This window comes from uncultured Dechloromonas sp. (genome assembly GCF_945957265.1).
Taxonomy (GTDB): domain Bacteria; phylum Pseudomonadota; class Gammaproteobacteria; order Burkholderiales; family Rhodocyclaceae; genus Azonexus.
In genome coordinates this window covers 126,253-145,453 of the sequence record NZ_CAMFKO010000004.1, presented here as the reverse complement: position 1 = coordinate 145,453, position 19,201 = coordinate 126,253, and the positions used below count along the sequence as shown (strand labels likewise).

19 protein-coding genes are annotated in these 19,201 nt (G+C 60.4%); 11 read left to right on the top strand and 8 right to left on the bottom strand.

Annotated features, from left to right (window positions below; genetic code table 11):
* Positions 1–50: 50 nt before the first annotated feature.
* Positions 51–935: an exosortase-dependent surface protein XDP1 gene (gene xdp1 / locus Q0P59_RS04140; protein WP_295003863.1), complete on the top strand. Its 885-nt coding sequence runs from the start codon at positions 51–53 to the stop codon at positions 933–935.
* A gap of 85 nt (positions 936–1,020) precedes the next feature.
* Here xdp1 and Q0P59_RS04135 read toward each other — a convergent pair whose 3' ends face one another.
* Both Q0P59_RS04135 and Q0P59_RS04130 read right to left on the bottom strand, forming a co-directional pair.
* Complete coding sequence (locus Q0P59_RS04135; protein WP_295003861.1) at positions 1,021–1,284, bottom strand: phosphopantetheine-binding protein; 264 nt, start codon at positions 1,282–1,284, stop codon at positions 1,021–1,023.
* Positions 1,285–1,291: 7 nt separating this feature from the next.
* A complete protein-coding gene (locus tag Q0P59_RS04130) occupies positions 1,292–3,058 on the bottom strand; it encodes a serine hydrolase domain-containing protein (protein ID WP_295003860.1) in 1,767 nt (588 codons plus the stop codon).
* 128 nt (positions 3,059–3,186) lie between these two features.
* On the opposite strand from Q0P59_RS04130, the gene cysE reads away from it, so the two are divergent.
* From cysE to iscX, 10 genes are all read left to right on the top strand, one after another.
* Complete coding sequence (cysE, locus tag Q0P59_RS04125; RefSeq protein ID WP_295003858.1) at positions 3,187–3,942, top strand: serine O-acetyltransferase; 756 nt, start codon at positions 3,187–3,189, stop codon at positions 3,940–3,942.
* A 58-nt stretch (positions 3,943–4,000) separates the two neighbouring features.
* On the top strand, positions 4,001–4,504 hold the full coding sequence (iscR, locus tag Q0P59_RS04120) for a Fe-S cluster assembly transcriptional regulator IscR (RefSeq protein WP_295003856.1): 504 nt from the start codon (positions 4,001–4,003) through the stop codon (positions 4,502–4,504).
* Positions 4,505–4,513: 9 nt separating this feature from the next.
* Positions 4,514–5,668: a cysteine desulfurase family protein gene (locus tag Q0P59_RS04115; RefSeq protein ID WP_295003854.1), complete on the top strand. Its 1,155-nt coding sequence runs from the start codon at positions 4,514–4,516 to the stop codon at positions 5,666–5,668.
* A gap of 25 nt (positions 5,669–5,693) precedes the next feature.
* On the top strand, positions 5,694–6,905 hold the full coding sequence (locus tag Q0P59_RS04110; protein WP_295003852.1) for an IscS subfamily cysteine desulfurase: 1,212 nt from the start codon (positions 5,694–5,696) through the stop codon (positions 6,903–6,905).
* 70 nt (positions 6,906–6,975) lie between these two features.
* Complete coding sequence (gene iscU, locus Q0P59_RS04105) at positions 6,976–7,359, top strand: Fe-S cluster assembly scaffold IscU (RefSeq protein ID WP_066879609.1); 384 nt, start codon at positions 6,976–6,978, stop codon at positions 7,357–7,359.
* 2 nt (positions 7,360–7,361) lie between these two features.
* Positions 7,362–7,685: an iron-sulfur cluster assembly protein IscA gene (gene iscA / locus Q0P59_RS04100; RefSeq protein WP_295003848.1), complete on the top strand. Its 324-nt coding sequence runs from the start codon at positions 7,362–7,364 to the stop codon at positions 7,683–7,685.
* Positions 7,685–8,212 carry a Fe-S protein assembly co-chaperone HscB gene (hscB, locus tag Q0P59_RS04095; protein WP_295003846.1) on the top strand — a complete coding sequence of 176 codons (528 nt, stop codon included), beginning with the start codon at positions 7,685–7,687 and terminating at the stop codon, positions 8,210–8,212. The genes iscA and hscB overlap by 1 nt, the downstream gene beginning before the upstream one ends.
* Before the next feature lie 3 nt (positions 8,213–8,215).
* On the top strand, positions 8,216–10,105 hold the full coding sequence (gene hscA / locus Q0P59_RS04090) for a Fe-S protein assembly chaperone HscA (protein WP_295003845.1): 1,890 nt from the start codon (positions 8,216–8,218) through the stop codon (positions 10,103–10,105).
* Positions 10,102–10,446, top strand: a complete 345-nt coding sequence (gene fdx, locus Q0P59_RS04085) for an ISC system 2Fe-2S type ferredoxin (protein ID WP_295003843.1) — start codon at positions 10,102–10,104, stop codon at positions 10,444–10,446. The genes hscA and fdx overlap by 4 nt, the downstream gene beginning before the upstream one ends.
* Entirely contained in the window at positions 10,443–10,637 is a 195-nt protein-coding gene (gene iscX / locus Q0P59_RS04080) for a Fe-S cluster assembly protein IscX (RefSeq protein WP_295003841.1), read from the top strand. The genes fdx and iscX overlap by 4 nt, the downstream gene beginning before the upstream one ends.
* 250 nt (positions 10,638–10,887) lie before the next feature.
* Here the strand turns inward: iscX and Q0P59_RS04075 are convergent, their stop codons facing one another.
* From Q0P59_RS04075 to tssJ, 6 genes are read right to left on the bottom strand one after another with little or no spacing between them, the layout of a single operon-like run.
* A complete protein-coding gene (locus tag Q0P59_RS04075; protein WP_295003840.1) occupies positions 10,888–12,039 on the bottom strand; it encodes a hypothetical protein in 1,152 nt (383 codons plus the stop codon).
* A gap of 8 nt (positions 12,040–12,047) precedes the next feature.
* Positions 12,048–13,592, bottom strand: coding sequence for a hypothetical protein (locus Q0P59_RS04070; protein ID WP_295003838.1), 1,545 nt, complete (start codon positions 13,590–13,592; stop codon positions 12,048–12,050).
* A gap of 15 nt (positions 13,593–13,607) precedes the next feature.
* Complete coding sequence (locus Q0P59_RS04065; RefSeq protein WP_295003836.1) at positions 13,608–16,391, bottom strand: type VI secretion system Vgr family protein; 2,784 nt, start codon at positions 16,389–16,391, stop codon at positions 13,608–13,610.
* Between the two features lie 10 nt (positions 16,392–16,401).
* Positions 16,402–17,175 carry a type IVB secretion system protein IcmH/DotU gene (gene icmH / locus Q0P59_RS04060; RefSeq protein ID WP_295003834.1) on the bottom strand — a complete coding sequence of 258 codons (774 nt, stop codon included), beginning with the start codon at positions 17,173–17,175 and terminating at the stop codon, positions 16,402–16,404.
* A complete protein-coding gene (gene tssK / locus Q0P59_RS04055) occupies positions 17,172–18,515 on the bottom strand; it encodes a type VI secretion system baseplate subunit TssK (protein ID WP_295003832.1) in 1,344 nt (447 codons plus the stop codon). Before tssK ends, icmH begins: the two co-directional genes overlap by 4 nt.
* A 12-nt stretch (positions 18,516–18,527) precedes the next feature.
* Positions 18,528–19,196: a type VI secretion system lipoprotein TssJ gene (tssJ, locus tag Q0P59_RS04050; protein WP_295003830.1), complete on the bottom strand. Its 669-nt coding sequence runs from the start codon at positions 19,194–19,196 to the stop codon at positions 18,528–18,530.
* Positions 19,197–19,201: the final 5 nt, after the last annotated feature.

Genomic DNA, 19,201 nt, shown 5'->3' with positions numbered 1-19,201 from the left:
TGGCCTGCTTGTTGCTTTATTGTTCACAAAGATTTTCCATGGGGAAAAAAATGAAAATCCAAGCAAAAGCACTGACCGGTATCGTTGCACTTGCCTTCGCAAGCCAGGCTTTCGCCGCGCAGGACTGGTATCTCACGGGCAGCAGCCCCAGCGCTGGTGTCACGACGACGGCTTACTCCAATACCGGAGGGGCAAACACCTCCGCCAGCACAGCCAACAATGCTGCCACCCAGACCATTGAGGCGGCTGCCTGGCTTGGCCAGTCGCAGGGTTATGGTGGCATCGCCAACAATGACGGCTATTACACCAATCCAACAACCGGCGTTACGACCAGGGGTAGTGGATGCCCGAGCGGCAGCAATCTCGCATACTGCGACAACCTGGATGCCATCGGCGGCAGTCCGGAGCATTCGATCGACAACAATCAGCGCTATGACATGGCCCTGCTGAGTTTCGGCAGCCTGGTAAAGCTGACGAAAGCGACGCTTAGCTGGGTGAACGGCGACTCCGATCTCACGGTTCTGGCGTACACGGGTTCGACGGCATTTGATAAAAATACGATGCTGATTGGCAAGACGTATAGCCAGCTTACCGCGCTGGGTTGGTCTGTCGTTGGCAACTACGCCGGGAATGGGGACAACACGACCGGAAGTGCCAACAAAAGCAGAACCATCCAATCCAGCACGCCGAGTGTCGGCGACACCTTTTCGTCATTCTGGCTGATCGGTGCATACAATCCGCTCGTCAGCGGATCGACCAGCGGTTCGTTGCTCACCGACGGAAATGACTACGTGAAGCTGTCCTCGGTTACGGGCTGCACCCAGGGCTCGACAGGCTGCAATCCGCCGAGCAAAGTGCCGGAACCCGGGTCGCTTGCACTAATGGGGGTTGGCCTGCTGGGGCTGCTGCGGATGCGCAAGGCTCGCAAAGCCTGAGGCTGGCGTCCCCTGGTTATGAAAATGGCACCTTCGGGTGCCATTTCTTTTGCGTGCTTTTCGAATGCGCGCGATCAATCGATACTCAGGCCTCGCGCTGCGCCGAGACAAGCATCGCCAGCGAGTTCACCGAGCGCAAATGCTGACGCGACCCTTCGTCGTTCGCCTCGATCACGATCCCGTACTTCTTCTTGAGCGCCAGGACCAGTTCCAGGGCATCGATCGAGTCCAGGCCCAGTCCATCGTCGGCAAAGAGTGGGGTGTCGTCGCCGATATCGGCCGGCGTCACGTCTTCGAGATTCATGGTCTCGATGATGAAGGCTTTGAGTTCCTGGTGCAGTTCGTTCATGGTCGTTTCAATTCAACTTTTTGCGTAGTTGCAGGCCCGAGAAGTTCAGGATGGCTTTGTCGCCCGATTCGATCACCCGCAAGGTGTCGCCGCGGCTGGTTCCCAGTCCGGCCGTAACGACCTCGTGGTCCGATACGGGGTTGAAGGCGATGCGCAGCAGCAGGTCAGGGACTTCGGGAAAGTGCGCTTCGCCGATGAGCAGCCCGTTGTCCTCGCGGAGCAGTAGCCGATCGGGCTTCGGGCCGTCGAGGGTGCTGGCGACTTCGTAGTTGCCGAGGCTGTTCATGAAACGTTCGGGCACCTTGCCGGGCTTGAGTCGTTCGCCAAAGATCATCGACTCGTTTCCCATTTTCCCGACGATGATCTGCCGTCCATCGACATTGACCATCGACAAGCGGATGTCCTCGAATGCCCCGACGCGCACCGGCAGCATGCCCAGCACCTTGTACTTGATCGTCAGCAAGCCATCCTCGTGCGGCACGAGGCGGAACTGGTGGCCGACCGCTTCGACGTCGATCGCGCCGGATTTCGTGCTGAGCTTCGCCAATCCGACCATCGAGTCGAAGTAGCCATTGAAGAATGCCAGCTCTTCATCCGTCGGTTTCCGCTCGGCGGCATGAACCGGCGACGTCGCCTCCTGGCGGATGCCGGTTTTGGCCTCCAGCATCAGGCGCAGCGCCGCGACGGCAATTTTGCTCACGGCCACATGCGAAGTGGCCGAGTTGGTCAGTACCACGACCCCCAGCTTGTGCTCGGGCAGGATCGCCATCATGCTGTGCGAGTCCGGGAGCGAACCACCATGGCTGGCGACCGGGCCGCCACCCGGAACGTCGATGCCGCTCATCATCCAGCCCAGCCCGACGTATTGCCCGAAAGTCAGCGGGAAATCCCGGTTCTGGATGCGCAGCATTTCGTTCAGCGACGATTTTTCGAGAATCCTTTGTCCGCCGGCGTTTCCGTCGGAAAAATGCATTTTCATGAACTGCGCGAGGTCGGTCACGTTGCTCAGCAAATTGGCGGCCGGCATGTCGCGCATCGAGAAAACCTCGGTTTCCTTGTTGCGGTCATAGACCTTGGTGACCGGACGTTGGGAAAAGCGGGTCTGGCTCATGCCCAGCGGCTGGAAAAAATGTTTCTCCATGTAGGCGTCGAACGGCTCTCCGCTGACCCGCTGGATGGCTGCGCCCAGCAAGGCCATGCCCAGATTGGAGTAGGAGAAGACGTAATTGGCCGGGAAGGCCTGGTATTCGTCGCGGATCGACTCGACCACCGTATCGAAGCGGCCGGGGTTGCGGACGAACAGGCCGTCCAGAAAATTGGACGGCAGGCCCGAGTGGTGACACATGATGTTGCGTGGCGTGATCGGCGCCGAATTCGGAAACCGGCTCTTGATCGAAAACTCGGGCAGGGCCGCGCCCAGCGGGCGGTCGATGTCCAGCTTGCCTTGCTCCGCCAGTTGCATGGTGGCGGCCGCGGTAAATACCTTGGCAATCGAGCCGGCACGATAGACGGTTTCCGGGGTGGCGGGCGTCCCGTTCTCGAGGTCGGCGTAACCGAATCCCTTTTGCCAAACGATCCTCTGGTCATCCACCAGGGCAATGCTGATGCCGGTGATATCGTTCTTGTCCATTTCGCGCTTGATCATCCAGGCCAGATAGGCGCGCGCGGGGTCGTAATCTCCTGGCGAAACGCCGACAGCGGCAGGGGGCGCGGTGGCGCAACCAGCGAGCAGGACGAAGGTGCCAAAAACAACCGGAAGAAGACGTGCGAGCATCGATGGCGGCAGCGTAATGAAGCGTGGATTATAAGCGGAGAAGTTGCAGCCCCCACGGGCGAAATAGCTGACAAATTCACTCGAGTATTCTAGAATTATCCCTCTTTAAATTGGGGAGATCGGGTTTCATGTTCCGGAATTTGCGTGAGGATATCCGTGCGGTCTTCGACCGAGATCCGGCGGCGCGCTCGTTCTGGGAGGTCCTGACCTGTTACCCGGGGATTCACGCCCTGATCCTGCACCGTGTCGCCCATTGGTTGTGGGGGCATCGTTTTCGCTGGCTGGGCCGGTTCACGGCCCATCTGTCGCGCATGCTGACCGGTATCGAGATTCACCCCGGCGCCACCATCGGCCGCCGATTCTTCATCGACCACGGCATGGGCGTGGTGATCGGTGAAACCGCCGTCATCGGCGACGACGTCACGCTTTACCACGGCGTCACGCTTGGCGGCACGTCGTGGAACAAGGGCAAGCGCCACCCGACGCTGGAGAATGGCGTAGTCATTGGTGCGGGCGCCAAGGTGCTGGGGCCGATTACCATCGCCGCCGGCGCCAAGGTAGGCTCCAATGCCGTGGTGACCAAGGAAGTGCCGGCTGGCGCAACGGCGGTTGGCAATCCGGCCCGGATTCTGGACAACTCGGAGCAGGGCCGCCAGCGGCAGGCGCAGGCCGAGAAGATGGGATTCTCTGCCTACGCGGTCGGGCGGGACCAGGACGATCCGCTGGCCAAGGCCATCCATGGCTTGCTGGATCATGCGGCCGAGACCGATCGTCGCCTTGCTTCCCTGGTTCGGGAGCTGGAGGCGCAAGGCGTGAAGTGCGACAGCGAGGTTCAGGCAGCTGATTCTTTCGATCCGCAATACCTGAGTAAAATAGTTGACTAATCGGCTGCAGCTTGCTTATAGTTGACTTAATCACTAGGTTATTTTCAGGAGTTCGAAAATGCGTTTGACGACCAAAGGGCGTTTTGCCGTGACGGCCATGATGGATCTGGCCTTGCGCGGCGAAGAAGGGCCTGTGGCACTGGCCAGCATCAGCGAGCGCCAGAAGATTTCCCTGTCTTATCTCGAGCAATTGTTCGGCAAGCTGCGTCGTCACAAGCTGGTGGATAGCGTTCGCGGTCCCGGCGGCGGCTACTGCATCGCCCGTCCGCTCGATCAGGTGCCGGTATCGGAGATCATTCGCGCCGTAGACGAACAGCTCGATGCCACGCAATGCGGCGGCCGGGAGAATTGCCATGACGAGCATCGCTGCATGACCCACGACCTGTGGACGACGCTGAATACGAAGATGTACGAATACCTCGCTTCGGTAACGCTCGAGCACCTGGTTCAGCGCGAAAGGCAGAAGCGCTCGCCCGGCATGGCGGTCATTGAAGACCAGCGCCGCCTTGGCCCGCAGCCGCGAACCAAGAATTCGCGCGACAAGGTTTCCGCCATCCTCTGATCTCGAACCATGTTTCGCCCTGTTTATCTCGACCATAACGCCACAACGCCGATAGATTCGGCTGTGCTGGCCGCCATGCTGCCCTGGCTGGAAAGCCAGCACGGCAATGCGTCGAGTCGCCACGAATATGGCCGACAGGCGCGGCAGGCCGTCGACGAGGCACGGCAGCGTGTCGCGGCGGCGGTGAGTGCGCATCCCACCGAAGTGATTTTCACCAGCGGCGGGAGCGAGGCCAACAATCTTTTCATCAAGGGCGCGGCGGGATGCCTGAAGGCGGGCGTGATTGCCGTGAGTGCCATCGAACATCCCTGCATCCTGAAGCCCGCGCTGCAACTCCAGGCGCAAGGCTGGCAGGTGCGTACCCTGACGGTCGATGCAGACGCCCGTATCGACACGGCTGACTTTGCCGCAGCACTGCAACTCAAGCCGAAGCTGCTGTCCGTCATGGCGGCCAACAATGAGACCGGCGTTCTTCAGAACATCGAGCGCCTGGCCGGCGACGCCAGGGGCTGCGGCTGGTTTCATACCGATGCCGTCCAGATGCTGGGCAAACAAGCAATCGACTTCCGGGGGCTGAATGCCGCCGGGCTTCATGCGATGACGCTGTCGGCGCACAAGGCCTACGGCCCCAAGGGGGCGGCCGCGCTGATCCTGGACAAGCGCATTGAAATTCAACCGCAGATTGCCGGCGGCGGCCATGAGCGCGGCCTGCGCTCAGGTACGGAAAACGTGGCGGCCATCGTCGGATTTGGCGTTGCTGCGGAACTTGCAGCGCGACGCGTTGCCGAACTGCCGGCTCGTTTGCGCGTCATGCAGGAAAGGCTGGAGGCGGGACTGCAGGGATTGGGCGCTAGAATATTCGCCCAAGGCGCAGCCCGCTTGCCCAATACCAGCTATTTCGCATTCCCCGGCATTGATGGGGAAACCCTGGTCGGCAAGCTGGATCGCGAAGGTTTTGCGGTGGCCAGCGGCGCAGCCTGCTCCAGCGCCAATCCGGAGCCTTCGCATGTGTTGCGGGCGATGGGCGTGGATGCGGAGAGTGCGCGAGCTGCGGTACGCGTCAGCCTGGGGGCTGGCAATACCGAGGCCGATATTGAACAATTCATCAACGCCTTGCAGGCTACAGTCGGACGCTTGCAAGGACTGACAGCCATGGCTGTCTGAACAACCCGACTTAGCGAGAATAACGATGAAACTCCCGATCTACCTGGATTATTCGGCAACTACCCCGGTTGACCCGCGCGTTGCGGAAAAAATGATTCCTTACTTGTGCGAGGACTTCGGCAATCCGGCCTCGCGTTCGCACAGTTTCGGCTGGGTGGCCGATGCGGCGGTGGAGGAAGCGCGCGAGCAGGTGGCTGCGCTGATCAATGCCGATCCGAAGGAGATCGTCTGGACCTCGGGCGCAACCGAGTCCAACAATCTCGCCATCAAGGGTGCGGCCAACTTCTATGCCGGCACCAAGGGCAAGCACATCATCACCGTGAAGACCGAGCACAAGGCCGTCCTCGACACGGTGCGCGAAATGGAGCGCCAGGGCTTCGAGGCGACTTACCTGGATGTCCAGGAAAATGGCCTGCTCGACCTTGAGGTTTTCAAGGCCGCGATTCGCCCCGATACCGTGCTGGCATCGGTGATGTTCGTCAATAACGAAGTCGGCGTCGTCCAGCCGATCGCCGAACTGGGCGAAATCTGCCGCGAGAAGGGCGTTATTTTCCACGTCGATGCCGCCCAGGCGACCGGCAAGGTGGAAATCGACCTGCAGAAACTCAAGGTCGACCTGATGAGTTTCTCCGCACACAAGACCTATGGCCCGAAAGGCATCGGCGCTCTGTACGTTCGCCGCAAGCCGCGCATCCGCCTCGAGGCCCAGATGCACGGCGGCGGTCACGAGCGCGGCTTCCGTTCCGGCACGCTGGCGACGCACCAGATCGTCGGCATGGGCGAGTGCTTCCGTCTGGCCAGGGAAGAAATGGCCGACGAGAACAAGCGCATCGGCGCCTTGCGCGACAAACTGCTCAAGGGGCTGCAGGATATCGAGGCAACCTACGTCAACGGTGACCTGGAGCAACGCGTGGCGCACAACCTGAACATCAGCTTTGCCTATGTCGAAGGCGAATCGATGATCATGGCCATCAAGGACCTGGCTGTTTCTTCGGGTTCTGCCTGCACCTCGGCCAGCCTTGAGCCGTCCTATGTCCTGCGCGCCCTGGGGCGCGATGACGAATTGGCGCACAGCTCGATCCGCTTCAGCATTGGCCGCTTCACGACTGAAGATGAAATTGACTATGCAATCAAATTGTTGCATGCCAAAGTTGGCAAACTGCGTGAGCTTTCGCCGCTGTGGGAAATGTACAAGGACGGCATCGATCTGAGCACCGTTCAATGGGCAGCACACTAGTTATCAGTCGTTGGCGGGTTGGCTAGTAACCAACGACTACCAACTAATAACCGAATTTAGGAGAAACAACATGAGCTATAGCGTAAAAGTCATTGATCACTATGAGAATCCGCGTAACGTCGGCTCCTTCGGCAAGGAAGATGACGGCGTCGGTACCGGCATGGTCGGCGCACCGGCCTGCGGCGATGTCATGAAGCTGCAGATCAAGGTGAACAAGGCTGGCGTCATCGAGGATGCCAAGTTCAAGACCTATGGTTGCGGTTCGGCCATCGCCTCGTCGTCGCTGGTCACCGAGTGGGTCAAGGGCAAGACCGTGGATCAGGCACTGTCCATCAAAAACACCGAAATTGCTGAGGAACTGGCCCTGCCGCCGGTTAAAATCCATTGTTCGATCCTGGCCGAGGATGCCATCAAGGCAGCCGTGGCGGATTACAAGAAAAAGCACGGAGAATAAGCATGGGCGTCACCTTGAGCGACAAGGCGGCAAAACACGTCGCCAACTTCCTGATCAAGCGGGGCAAGGGCATCGGCTTGCGCCTCGGTGTGCGTACCAGCGGCTGTTCCGGCATGGCGTACAAGCTGGAGTTTGTCGACGAGGTGAACGAAGACGATCTGGTCTTTGAGAGCGCAGGCGTCAAGGTGATTGTCGATGCCAAGAGCCTGCCTTACCTCGACGGCATGGAACTGGACTACACCCGCGAAGGCCTCAACGAAGGGTTTAAGTTCAACAACCCCAACGTCAAGGATCAGTGCGGCTGCGGCGAATCGTTCAACGTCTGATGGATTTCAAGGCAGATCACTTCGTCCTGTTTGGAATCAAGCCGCTATTCAGGCTCGACCTGTCGGACCTCGATTCGCGCTATCGCGACATCCAGGCCCAGGTCCATCCGGACCGGTTTGCCCATGCCGGAGAGGCCGAAAAGCGCCTCTCCATGCAATGGGCAACGCATGCCAACGAAGCCTACCAGACGCTGAAAAAGCCGCTTGAGCGGGCCAAGTACATGCTCCACCTGGCCGGGCACGACATCCAGGCCGAAAACAATACCGCCATGCCGGCCGACTTCCTGATGGAGCAGATGGAATGGCGCGAAGCCGTGATGGAAGCGCGTGGCGGCGGCGATCATCATGAGCTGGAACGCCTGCATAACCGCCTGTACAGCGACATCAAGTCCCGTTACGAAGAACTCGGGCAGTTGCTGGATGAGACAGGGGATTTTGCCCTGGCAACGGATCGGGTTCGCCGGCTGATGTTCCTGGAAAAACTTTTGCACGAAATCGACGACGCGCTGGCGTCGCTGGAAGAATAAACAATGGCTTTGTTTCAAATCGCCGAACCCGGCGAATCGGCGGCTCCGCACGAGCACAAGCTTGCCATCGGTATCGACCTCGGCACCACCAATTCGCTGGTTGCCACCGTACGCAGCGGCATCGCCGTTTGCCTCAACGACGACCAGGGCCGCCCCTTGCTGCCATCGGTGGTTCGCTACCATGCCGACGGCACCACCGAGGTCGGCTACGATGCACAGAAAAACCAGGCGGTCGACCCCAAGAACACGATCGTTTCGGTCAAGCGCTTCATGGGGCGCGGCACCAAGGACATCGCCCATATCGAATCGATGCCCTACGACTTCATCGAAGCCCCGGGCATGGTCAGGGTCAAGACCCATGCCGGCATCAAAAGCCCGGTGGAAACCTCGGCGGAGATACTGAAGGTCCTGAAGGCACGCGCCGAAGCAGGGCTGGGCGGAGACCTCGTCGGGGCCGTCATTACCGTGCCCGCCTATTTCGACGATGCACAGCGCCAGGCCACCAAGGATGCGGCCCGGCTGGCCGGGCTCAACGTCTTGCGCCTGCTCAACGAGCCCACGGCGGCGGCGATTGCCTACGGCCTGGATAACGCTGCGGAAGGGGTCTACGCGGTTTATGACCTCGGCGGCGGCACCTTCGACATCTCCATCCTCAAGCTGACCAAGGGCGTGTTCGAAGTCATGTCCACCGGCGGCGACTCCGCTCTCGGCGGCGACGATTTCGACCATCGCATCTATTGCTGGGTCATCGAGCAGACCAAGCCGCAACCGCTGTCGCCGGAGGACTCGCGCCGCCTGATGATGCGCTGCCGCGAGGCCAAGGAATTCCTGACCAACAATCCGGAAGCGCCGATCTCGCTGCGCCTTGCCAGCGGCGAGATGATCGACGTCAAGCTCGATGTGGCAACCTTCGCCAGCATCACGCAAACCCTGATTTCCAAGACCCTGCAGCCGGTCAAGAAGGCCTTGCGCGATGCGGGTCTTAGGGCCGAAGACATCAAGGGCGTCGTCATGGTCGGCGGTGCCACGCGCATGCCGCAGATCCAGAAGGCGATCGGCGATTTCTTCCGCCAGGAACCGCTGACCAACCTCGATCCGGACAAGGTCGTCGCGCTCGGCGCCGCGACGCAAGCCAATTTGCTGGCCGGCAATAAGACCGGCAAGGACGACTGGTTGCTGCTCGACGTGATTCCGCTGTCGCTGGGTCTTGAAACCATGGGCGGCCTGACCGAGAAGGTCATTCCGCGCAATTCGACTATCCCGACCGCACGTGCCCAGGAATTCACCACCTTCAAGGACGGCCAGACCGCGATGGCCATTCATGTCGTGCAAGGTGAGCGCGAAATGGTCTCGGATTGCCGTTCCCTGGCCCGTTTCGAGCTGCGCGGCATCCCGCCCATGGTGGCCGGGGCGGCACGTATCCGCGTCACCTTCCAGGTCGATGCCGATGGTCTTTTGTCGGTTACCGCCCGCGAACAAACGACTGGCGTCGAATCGAGCATTACGGTCAAGCCATCCTACGGCCTGTCGGACGACGAAATCGCCGGCATGCTCAAGGACTCGATGGCGCACGCCAAGGACGACGCCGTGGCGCGCGCCCTGAAGGAAGCGCAGGTCGAAGCCCAACGCATGATCGAGGCGACCGAAGCGGCACTGGCCGAAGACGCCCATTTGCTCAACGAGGCCGAGATCGCCAAGATCATGGCCACCATCGCCAAGCTCGCGGAAACCATGGCCGGCGACAACCGCCGCCTGATCAACATCGCCATGGACGACCTCGGCTACGAAACGCAAACCTTTGCCCATCGCCGCATGGATCAAAGCATCAAGAAAGTACTCTCCGGCCGTAATGTCGACGACATTCAGGTTGGAGAAGACGGAGAAAAGGCATGACCCAACTCATCGTGTTGCCCCACGTCGAACTGTGCCCGGATGGCGCAGTAATCGAGGCGGAGGAGGGCAAGTCCATCTGTGAAAACCTGCTCGCCAACGACATCGAACTCGATCACGCCTGCGAAATGTCCTGCGCCTGCACGACCTGCCATGTTGTCGTGCGCGAAGGCTTCAATTCGCTGGAGCCAGCCGAAGACGTCGAGGAAGATCTCCTGGACAAGGCATGGGGCCTGGAACCCAACTCCCGTCTCGGCTGCCAGGCTGTCGTCGGCAAGACGCCGCTGACGGTTGAAATCCCGAAATACAGTATCAACATGGCGAAGGAGGGGCACCGCAAATGAAATGGACCGACATCAACGACATCGCCATCGAGCTGACCGAAGCCTACCCCGACAAGGATCCGCTCAAGGTCAACTTTGTGGACCTTCGCGATTGGGTTATGGCCTTGCCCGGCTTCAACGACGACCCCAAGCATTGCGGAGAGAAGATTCTCGAAGCGATTCAACAGGCCTGGATCGACGAAGCCTCCTGAAGCAGACGGCAACTCTGCTGGTTCGTCCTTGTTGTAGCTGGAAAATGCCCCGTAAATATTCCGGGGCATTTTCGTATCTGGATACGTGGCCAAGATATGAGGCATCGTCGGTAATGGACGATTGGTCATCCGCGAAACGGCTGGACTTCTCTTCGTCGGCTAGGGGACAGCAATCAATCTGAGGAGGGCAAGCCGTGAAACGGGTTGGTTGTTCGCTTCCATGCGTTCGATCACGAGCGCATTTACGGCCCTACAGCGTCGGCGCCGACTGATCAGGTGACCATTGCCAGTAGGTGTCGCCGTAGTCGCTGCCGAGCGCAGGCATCACGGCACCTTGCTTGAAGTAGCGGCGGGAAGCGGGCTGAGCAGGGGTGAACCACCAGCCGGATTCGGGACAGGGGGAACCGGCGGGGACGTTGGGGCGGTATACGGGTTCGATGGCCGTTTCATCTTCTGTCGCATCGTCGAATTCACCATCAATCATTTCGACGAAATACCATTTGCAGGGGTGTTCGGTGAAAGCTTGAGGGGAGAGAACCAGCCACGCCGCATCCAGATCATCCACCTCTTTCCAGTCAAAACCATTTGCTGGTTGCAGACGCTTCTGTTTCAACGCCTCGATTACGTAGGCCATCATCTTTTGCTCATCCTGCCAGATGGCGTTTCGGCCCATAACCTTGACGGCGGCCAGCCCTGCATCGTTATAGGTCTGGGCCTTGCCCAGAATGCCGTCGCTGTTGCCCGTCCAGGCGAATTGCAGGGTGCCGTAAGGGTCGTCCTGCGGCACATAGACACCGGTACGCGGCGGCAGTTTTCCCGTTTCGCCGACCACGTCGGCACGTACCCGGAAGCGTGGCAGGCGGGGGAAACGGCTACCGTATTCCTGCCAGTAGGCGATCATATCCCTATCATCCAGATATTTTTGCCCCCCTGCACCTGACACTTCGTCGATCCGTGTTGCATAGGCGTAGATCGCTTCGAATTGCTGGTTGAAGCGCTCTTCCTCTTCTTCAGTCATCCAGCGCGACGAGGTTTCGCCGAGCAGGTAGCCACATTGGTGGGCACCGGTTCCGCAATAGCTTTCATTGGTTCGCCATGCCAATAATCTGATGGTCGACTTCCTGAAATCTGCCAGCGCCGAATGGCCGTAGGTCGACCAATTGGCCGAAGTGTCGCGTACGCCCCAGCGCTCATCGGCGATCAACGCGTCGCGTCCCTGGCTTTTGGCAAGGTCGAGCAACACGTCAGACCCCGCCATCAGCTTGTCGATCATGCCCTTGAGACCCTTCAGGTAATCGAACGACATCCAGTAATAGAGCAAGGTGGCCTGGCGCTTTTGCCAGAGCGAGAGCGGAAAGGTAGGTTGGCTGGAGAGAGGATTGTTGAACAGGTCGGTCGTCATGGCGGTCTTTAGTTGGTGACCTGGCCGGGCAAGGCCGGCAGGCCGATCTTGGCATCGCGCAGTTGCGGATCGAAATCCGTCGAACCCCAACCGGTATCGAGGGGGCCTTTGATGTTGGGGTGGTTGATTTTCTCGCGAATCGGTGTGTAGGCCTTCTTTTTCTCCTTGGAGAGGGTTTCCCACTCGGCACGGCTCAAACCGGGCGGGTGCAGTTTTTCGCCATGCCCGCCACCGCGCATGTAGTAACGCGTGCTGTCCCGCTGTGATTTCTCGACCTTGACGATGACCTGATCCCATCCGCCTTCAAGGTGGGCATTCAAATCTGGATGCTCAAGCTTCTTCTGGCTCGCAGCCGGTCCGCGCCAGACCTTAAGGGTTTCGCCTTCCTTGATTTCCAGCACAACGAATTGTCCGTTCGGGTTCCAGTCCGGCCACACGGCGCTGTATTTTCGCCAGGCGGCCTTGGGGTCGGGCGAAGCGAGAATTTTCTTCCAGACATCCTCAGGTACCCAGCAGTCGCCCATCGCACCGTTGCTCGGCGAGGTAATTCGGAAGAGCTTGGCCGGTCCCTTGATTTCGATAGCCTTCATAGTGTGGAAGGAGCGGATGTTGGTGTCGTCGAGCTTGGGCCAGTCGGGGTGCTTTTTGAGCAATTTCTCACCGACGCGAACCTTTTGCTCTGCCCACTTCCCTTCACGCCCCTTGCTCAACCAAGGCGGTAACGGTTCTGTCTTGCACATCAGTGTTACCGCCTGGGCTTCCGGCAATGTGCCTCGGAAATGCACATTGCTTGCGTTGAGTATGCCGGAACGCTGGGCCATATGTTCCATGTCCAGGCGATGGATAATGCGATCAAGGATTTTCTGGATGGGCGCGATGGCCTTGGCGAGCTGCGCATCGGCCTGCTTGCGGACTTTTTCGACGAGTGCAATGGTTTGTTTCGCCCGGTCGCCGACTTTAGGTATCCAGGTAACCTTTTCCAGTAATTTTTTCAAAATGCCGATGGCCTTATCGAAGGCCTTGAGCAAAGCGCCGACACTGACCTTGCCCCGAATTTCTCGAATCGAATTAGCCAGCCATTTGAAGACTTCGTCGACCTTTAGCTTGCGCAGGTATTTCTGAACATCGCGCTTGCGTAGCAAGGTAATGACCCAGGTCATGGCTTCGTCTACCGCCTTGACCAGATGATTCAGGCCGTAGCGCCGGACGAAGGTAAAGAAGATTTTCAGTACGCCCTTGACGAGGCTACCGAGGCTCGGAAACAACCCGATCAGGGTGAGCGCAAGCGCGACCCATTTCCAAGTGTTGTCTTCGCGCTCATCGCTTTGGGCAATGTTTTTGCAGTTGGCGATAATGTCGCGCACATCGCAGATTTGATCGACCACTGGAATCATCGAAATACCGGTATCAAAGGCAATTTGTCCCGTTGAGCGGTTATCGTTGAAATCGCCCTGGATCGCCTCCCAGAGCCATATCCAAGTGTTTTTTTCGTCAGGAGGCTTGCTGTCTGTTTCCCATTCCAGGGCAGCACGGATATCGGTTTCGGAGGCCATGGTTTATTCTCGGGATTAAGTCAGCAATTCGCTCAAGGGCATGTAGGGTTTGTCTTTGTCGGGCTGGCGCGGCTTGTAAACCACCTTGGTCACCGCCTTGCGTTCGACGTTGTCGTGTTGTGCCAGTCCTTGTCCATCGAGTTTTCCGGTCAGCACCGGACCGCCTGCAAAATGGATTTCATAGCCGGCGTTGGCGATGGCTTCACCCGTTTCCGGATCGCGATAATCCAGTCCGATCCAATCCTTGATTTCGGTATTCCCTGTCGGCAGAGTTGCGAGATTTGCAGCTCCTCGACCCGCCCCTAAAAACGCAATCCCCCCGCCCTTGACCGAGAACTTCCCCGGACAAGCAAAGATAATGTTGCTGCCTTCAAGGGTGACCGACGACTGCCCGGCCTGAAGAACGATCTTCTCCTTGGCCAGCAGATGAATCTCATCGTTGCTGCTGGTCACGGTGATCGACTGGTCGGCGAGGATGTCCAGTTGATCGGTATGAGCCTGAAGCGTCAGGCTGCCGGCCTGGGCGATGCTCCGGATACCCCCCTCATGACTGAACCAGCTCGCCCCGGTGCCGACAGCGGCAGACACGGTATGGGCGCTGGCGACATGCAGGTCCTGCTGTACCGTGGCATGCAGGTGGCCGCCGGCGAAGAGCAGGGTGCTGGCCGGGGAGGAGAGGCCGATATCGGATGGCGCCTCGTTGACGATGAAGGGGTGGGCGAAGCGTTCCGTCGGCTCCCCCAGGTCGCGGCTACCCGGGATGGCTTTCCTGGCTTCCTGGCCGCCGACGCTGCCGTCGTATTTACCCGCCTGCGCGGGGTCGATGCTCCGGATGAAATCGGTTTGCGCGGCATTGGCCTTGAGCGGTAGTGCCGTCTGCCCCTGGGCGGCATCGGACAGCGCCTTGGCCGTTTCGGCGGCGGCCTGGAGTTGGCCAACCGTTTCCGCCACGTCCATCTGGGTGCTTTGCCCGTTCGGGCGGGCGGTAGCCGATATCAGGATGCCTTCGCCGGCCCGCACGGCCAGCCAGCCGTCGGTGCGCAGTTCGAAGCCGCTGCCGCGCCAGGCCCCGCGGGTGGCGCTCTCCGGCGCCTGGTGAATGAGATGACCCAAGGAAAGCTGAGTGGCGTTCTCGCTGGTGGCGAGACGGGTGCGCAGTTGCCCAGGGGCATCGTCGGTGACCCACTGGTTGAAGCCGGCTTCATGGTTGTGGCTCATCCAGCCGGAGAGCACGCCCGGGTGATTGGCGCCGGCTTCGTGGCCGGCCGAGAAGGGCGGCAGGTCGGCGCCGTTGTAGTTTTGCCCGACGACGATGGGGCGGTCGATATCGCCATCGAGGAAATCGACCACCACCTCGGTGCCGATGCGCGGCAGGAAGTGGCTTCCCCAATTGGCGCCGGAGAGCCATTCGGCGACGCGGACCCAGGTGCCGGAGCGATCGTTGCCCGGCGCGTTGCCGGTCTTGCCGGCGGCTCTGCCAGCCGGACCGGTTTCGCTCAGCCCGCCGCTCACGGGCGCCTCGCCGCGTTGCCAGGGGAACTGGATCTTGATGCGGTGATCCCGCTCGGTGCTGACCACCTGATCGGGCAGGCCGACCACGTGGGCGACCTGCGGCCGGGCGAGCGGCCGGGTCAGGGAGGGAGAAAAGAGCGACGCCACCACCGGCAGCGCCGCAGGCTGCGCGGTGAGCACGTTGCGGTAGGTGCCCGCCTCAACCTCGGCATGGCCCAGCAACTCGGCCGCCTGAGCACCCAGGTTGTTGGCGCCGCGATGCTCGACGGCAAGGACCGTGAAGCGGGCTGCATCGCCGACATACGCGTCGTGCTGACTCAGCGTGACGACCGTTCCTTCGGCCAGGCGGCGGATGGTGCTTTCACCCGCACAACGGCGATAGCCGGATTCGAAAGCGGCAAGGGCCAGATCGGTGCGCAGACGGGCGGCGGCGCTGTCCTCGAAGCGATAGGGGCGGGAGGCATCGTGGATTTCCAGGCGGGGTAATTGGCCGTTGTCGGCAATAGTCGTCGCTTGGGCGCCGGTGGCGATGAGTTGCTTGTAGTCCCAGCCGGCGAGGGTGACGGCATTGGGTGCGACGACACGGGTTTCCTGCCAGGTTTGCACGGTGTCGGTCGCTTCGGTGGCATCGTTGCGGTGAAAGCGAGCGATGGCTTGGGCTCCTGCTGGCAGTTCGGCCTCCCGGTCGAAGAACACCAGCCGGTGGCGGGCATGCGTGGCATCGTCGCCGGCCACCGCCGACTGGTCGTGCTCGAAACGCCAGGACAGGCCTTCTTCGGCGAGGAGGCGGCGGATGAAGTCGAGATCGGTTTCGCGATACTGCGTCGCGATGCTGTAGGGGCGCAGGGGCTGGGTGACCTGGTTGGCCCAGTCGGCTTCGGGATAGTCGGCAAGAATCTGGCCGACGATGTCGATGACCGTTTTATCCTGGAATAGATAGCAATCGCGGCGCTGGGCGAGAAAGGCGAGAAAAGGCTCCATGACCAGCCGGTAACGTGCAAAGCCGCCATCGGCGCCCAGTTGCATGGCCTGGGTGACGTAGCCATGCCAGGATCGCTTGCTGCCATCGGCCTGCAGCAGGCGCAGGGTAAGCTCTTCGCCGAGCAGCGGCTTGAGGTCGACATGGGCCTGGGTCGATACGCAGTCGATCTCGAAGCGGAAGGGCTCCGACACCGCTTCGCGACCGGAGAAACGCTCGACGATCAGCGCCGCGTCGGGTAAGGGCGTCTTGAGCTCCAGCAGGCGGGCGTTCTGGGTGAACAGCGTGTCAAGCAGGGATTCAAGCATGGCAGGGCAGTCAGGGCAGGGTGATGGTCAGCGTCGGAGGGCGCGGAGCCAACTGGACGACGTTCTTGAATGGCGACAGGGTTTGCTGCACCGTGCGACCGGCATGCCAGTCCAGTCCGACATAGGCGATCAGGCCGAAAAGGGCGAGCACGGACACGATCACCCAGATCGGAATGTCGCGCCTGATGGCATTGGCGATGCTGTCCGGAGCGGCCCAGTGAGGGGAGAAAGCGGGAGCCTTGCCCTTGATGTGGGCAATTTGTTCGCCCAGCTGCTGGGTCAGGTATTTGAGCTTTTCCGGGCCTTCGAGCAGGTAACGGCCCTTGAAGCCGATCAGCAGGCACATGTGGAACACCTCGAGCGCGTTGATGCGGCCGGCTCCTTCATTGCGCGCGGCTTCGAGTTTGTCGAAGAAATGCTCGCCGGCCAATTGGTCGCCGAACAGCAGCAGTTGCAGCGGCCGGCGTTCCCAGGTGTCGCGAATGTTCATCTGCGACGACAGCACCGCTTCGTCGATCGCCGCGCAAAAGGCGTATTTCGCGTCGAAGATGTCGGTGGCCGAAAAATTGTTCTTCCTGGCGGCGCGCTCGAACTGTTCGAGAAACTTCTGGATGTTTCCGGAAAACTCGTCCGGATCCTTGGGGACGCTCCGATGGTTCAACAGGATGAGCATGTGGAAGCCGTCGTAGAGCAGGTCGACAAGGCTTTTCGCCGGACGGTCGGCAGTTGGCTCTTCGGCACGCAGGCTTGGAGCAACGGAGAACAGGCTGGGGGCTGTGGTCATGGCGTGACGGCAATCAGTTCGATGGCGAGATCCCGGTAGCTTTCCGGGGCATAAATCATGACGGACTGGGCCTTGAGCATGCGCTCGTAGAGCGGGCCGTGTGCGTCCAGCGCGAAATAGATGGCGCCGGGACGTACCGGAATGGCACCCGGCACTTGCTGGGCGTGGCTCAGGCGAACCCCGGACATGGCCGAAAGAACGAGTTTCTCGACGTCGTCCGGCGCACCCAGCTTGATGCGCAAGGGAATCGACTCGATGATTTCCGATTGCGGATGCGCCGCCGTGACCGACAGATAGAAAGCGGTTTCGCTGTCGATCTTGTCGGAGTCCAGGTGGCCGGAATAGAAGGCGGGTTTTGGCTGGCTCAGGGCGATGGCAAAGTAGCGCGTCGAGATCACCGTATCGAGCAGCTCGCGAAGAATCTGGTCGATCCGCGAAAAACAGGGGCCCGGCTGCAGGTGGTCGTAAGCGGGCAGGTCGTTGAGCGAGTGGCCCTTGGAGAAGGTCATCAGGCCGCCGGCGAGGCGCAGCAACTCCTGGAACAGGCGCTCGGGGGAAGAGTCGGGCTGGCGGAACAGATGGGTCAGGGTCGCGCAGGCGCTGCTGGCCGTATGCAGCAACCAGAACGAAGCGATATCGCCAGAACGGAACTCGATCACGTTCTTGGTCGGCTCCCGATGAAAGCCATAGAGTGCATCGACCTTGGCCAGCAAGGCATCGATTTGCCGGCGCAGCATCATGAACAGCGGGGGAGCGCTGCGCAGGCTGAGCGACGGTGGCATGAAAGCCGGATCCGGCTCGAAGCCGTTGCTTGACGTCCGGCGGATCCGGGCAATCGGCAGCGTCAGGAACTGATCCCGGTTTTCGCGCCCCGTTTTCAGGTGCGCGATCTGGCTGAGGGTCGAGACGTCGGCCTCGGCCGCGTCGGTATACAAATCGGCGGTAGCGCGGGGAACGACAAGATAGCGCGCCTGCCCCGAAGCGGATGCATTTTCCGCGCAATTACCGCCGTGGGCATTGATGCGATGGAGCGCCAGAAAGAAATCGCCGACCCCGTCATCGCCCACCGCATCGCTCAAGGCGAGCGGCGGCGGAAGCTGATCGACGTCCGGTGCGGCGAAAAAATCGCCATTGGGAAAAATCGCGGAAATCCGGTTGAACTGCAGGATTCCGTTCTTGAGCGACGCGATATCGAGCTCGAGCTCCCGAACCCCCCATGCGTAGGGGTTTGCGGCAAGCAGCGAATTCCTGGCAAGGTTCTCGACATAAGCATCCTGGTGCTGGAAATGTTGAGGGCGCAGGAACAATCCTTCCCCCCACAGCATCTTTGTCGTGTTCATTCAGTTTCCTGCTTACGCATTGCATTGCACGCCGACCAGCGAGCGCACGGTTTCCGGGCTGATGTCGGCTACCAGCGCGCCCTTGCTGGCACTGAAGGCGCAAGCATGGGCGCCGATGGTGATGCCGTTGTCAAAAGATAGCTTGTTGTCGAACGCCAATTTCCAGCGAGCCTGGTAAGGCACGCGGAACATGCCTGCCACCCCGATCGCGGTCGCATCGCCGGGCACCTTGAGCGTGATGTCATAAGATTTTCCTGGCAACAGCACGATCTCGCGGACCGACACCAATTCTTCGCCAAGCGCCTCTTTCTCCTGTTCCACCGAGGTGATCTGCGGATAGGTCATTCCCTTGAATTTCTCGTTCGCACGCAGCACGTAAATCTTGGCAACCAGCGACAACGGCTTGCCGGAAGCGGAGAGATTCAGCTGCTCGCCGGCGTAGATACGAACGTTCATGTCCCGGCTCATCTTGCTCGGATCGCCGTCCTTCTTGACCACGCCAGTTGCCTCGAGAACCATACCCACCGCCGATCCGGCCAGCTGCACCGCGGACATCTGGGCGCATCCGCCCATCGCAGCCACGACCAGGAGTGAAACAGCCAGCCGCCCCCTCATGTCCATGAGATGGGTGCAGCCTGCGAACGATATCGAGCGGAGTTTCCCGAGGAACAAAAAATGCATTTGGG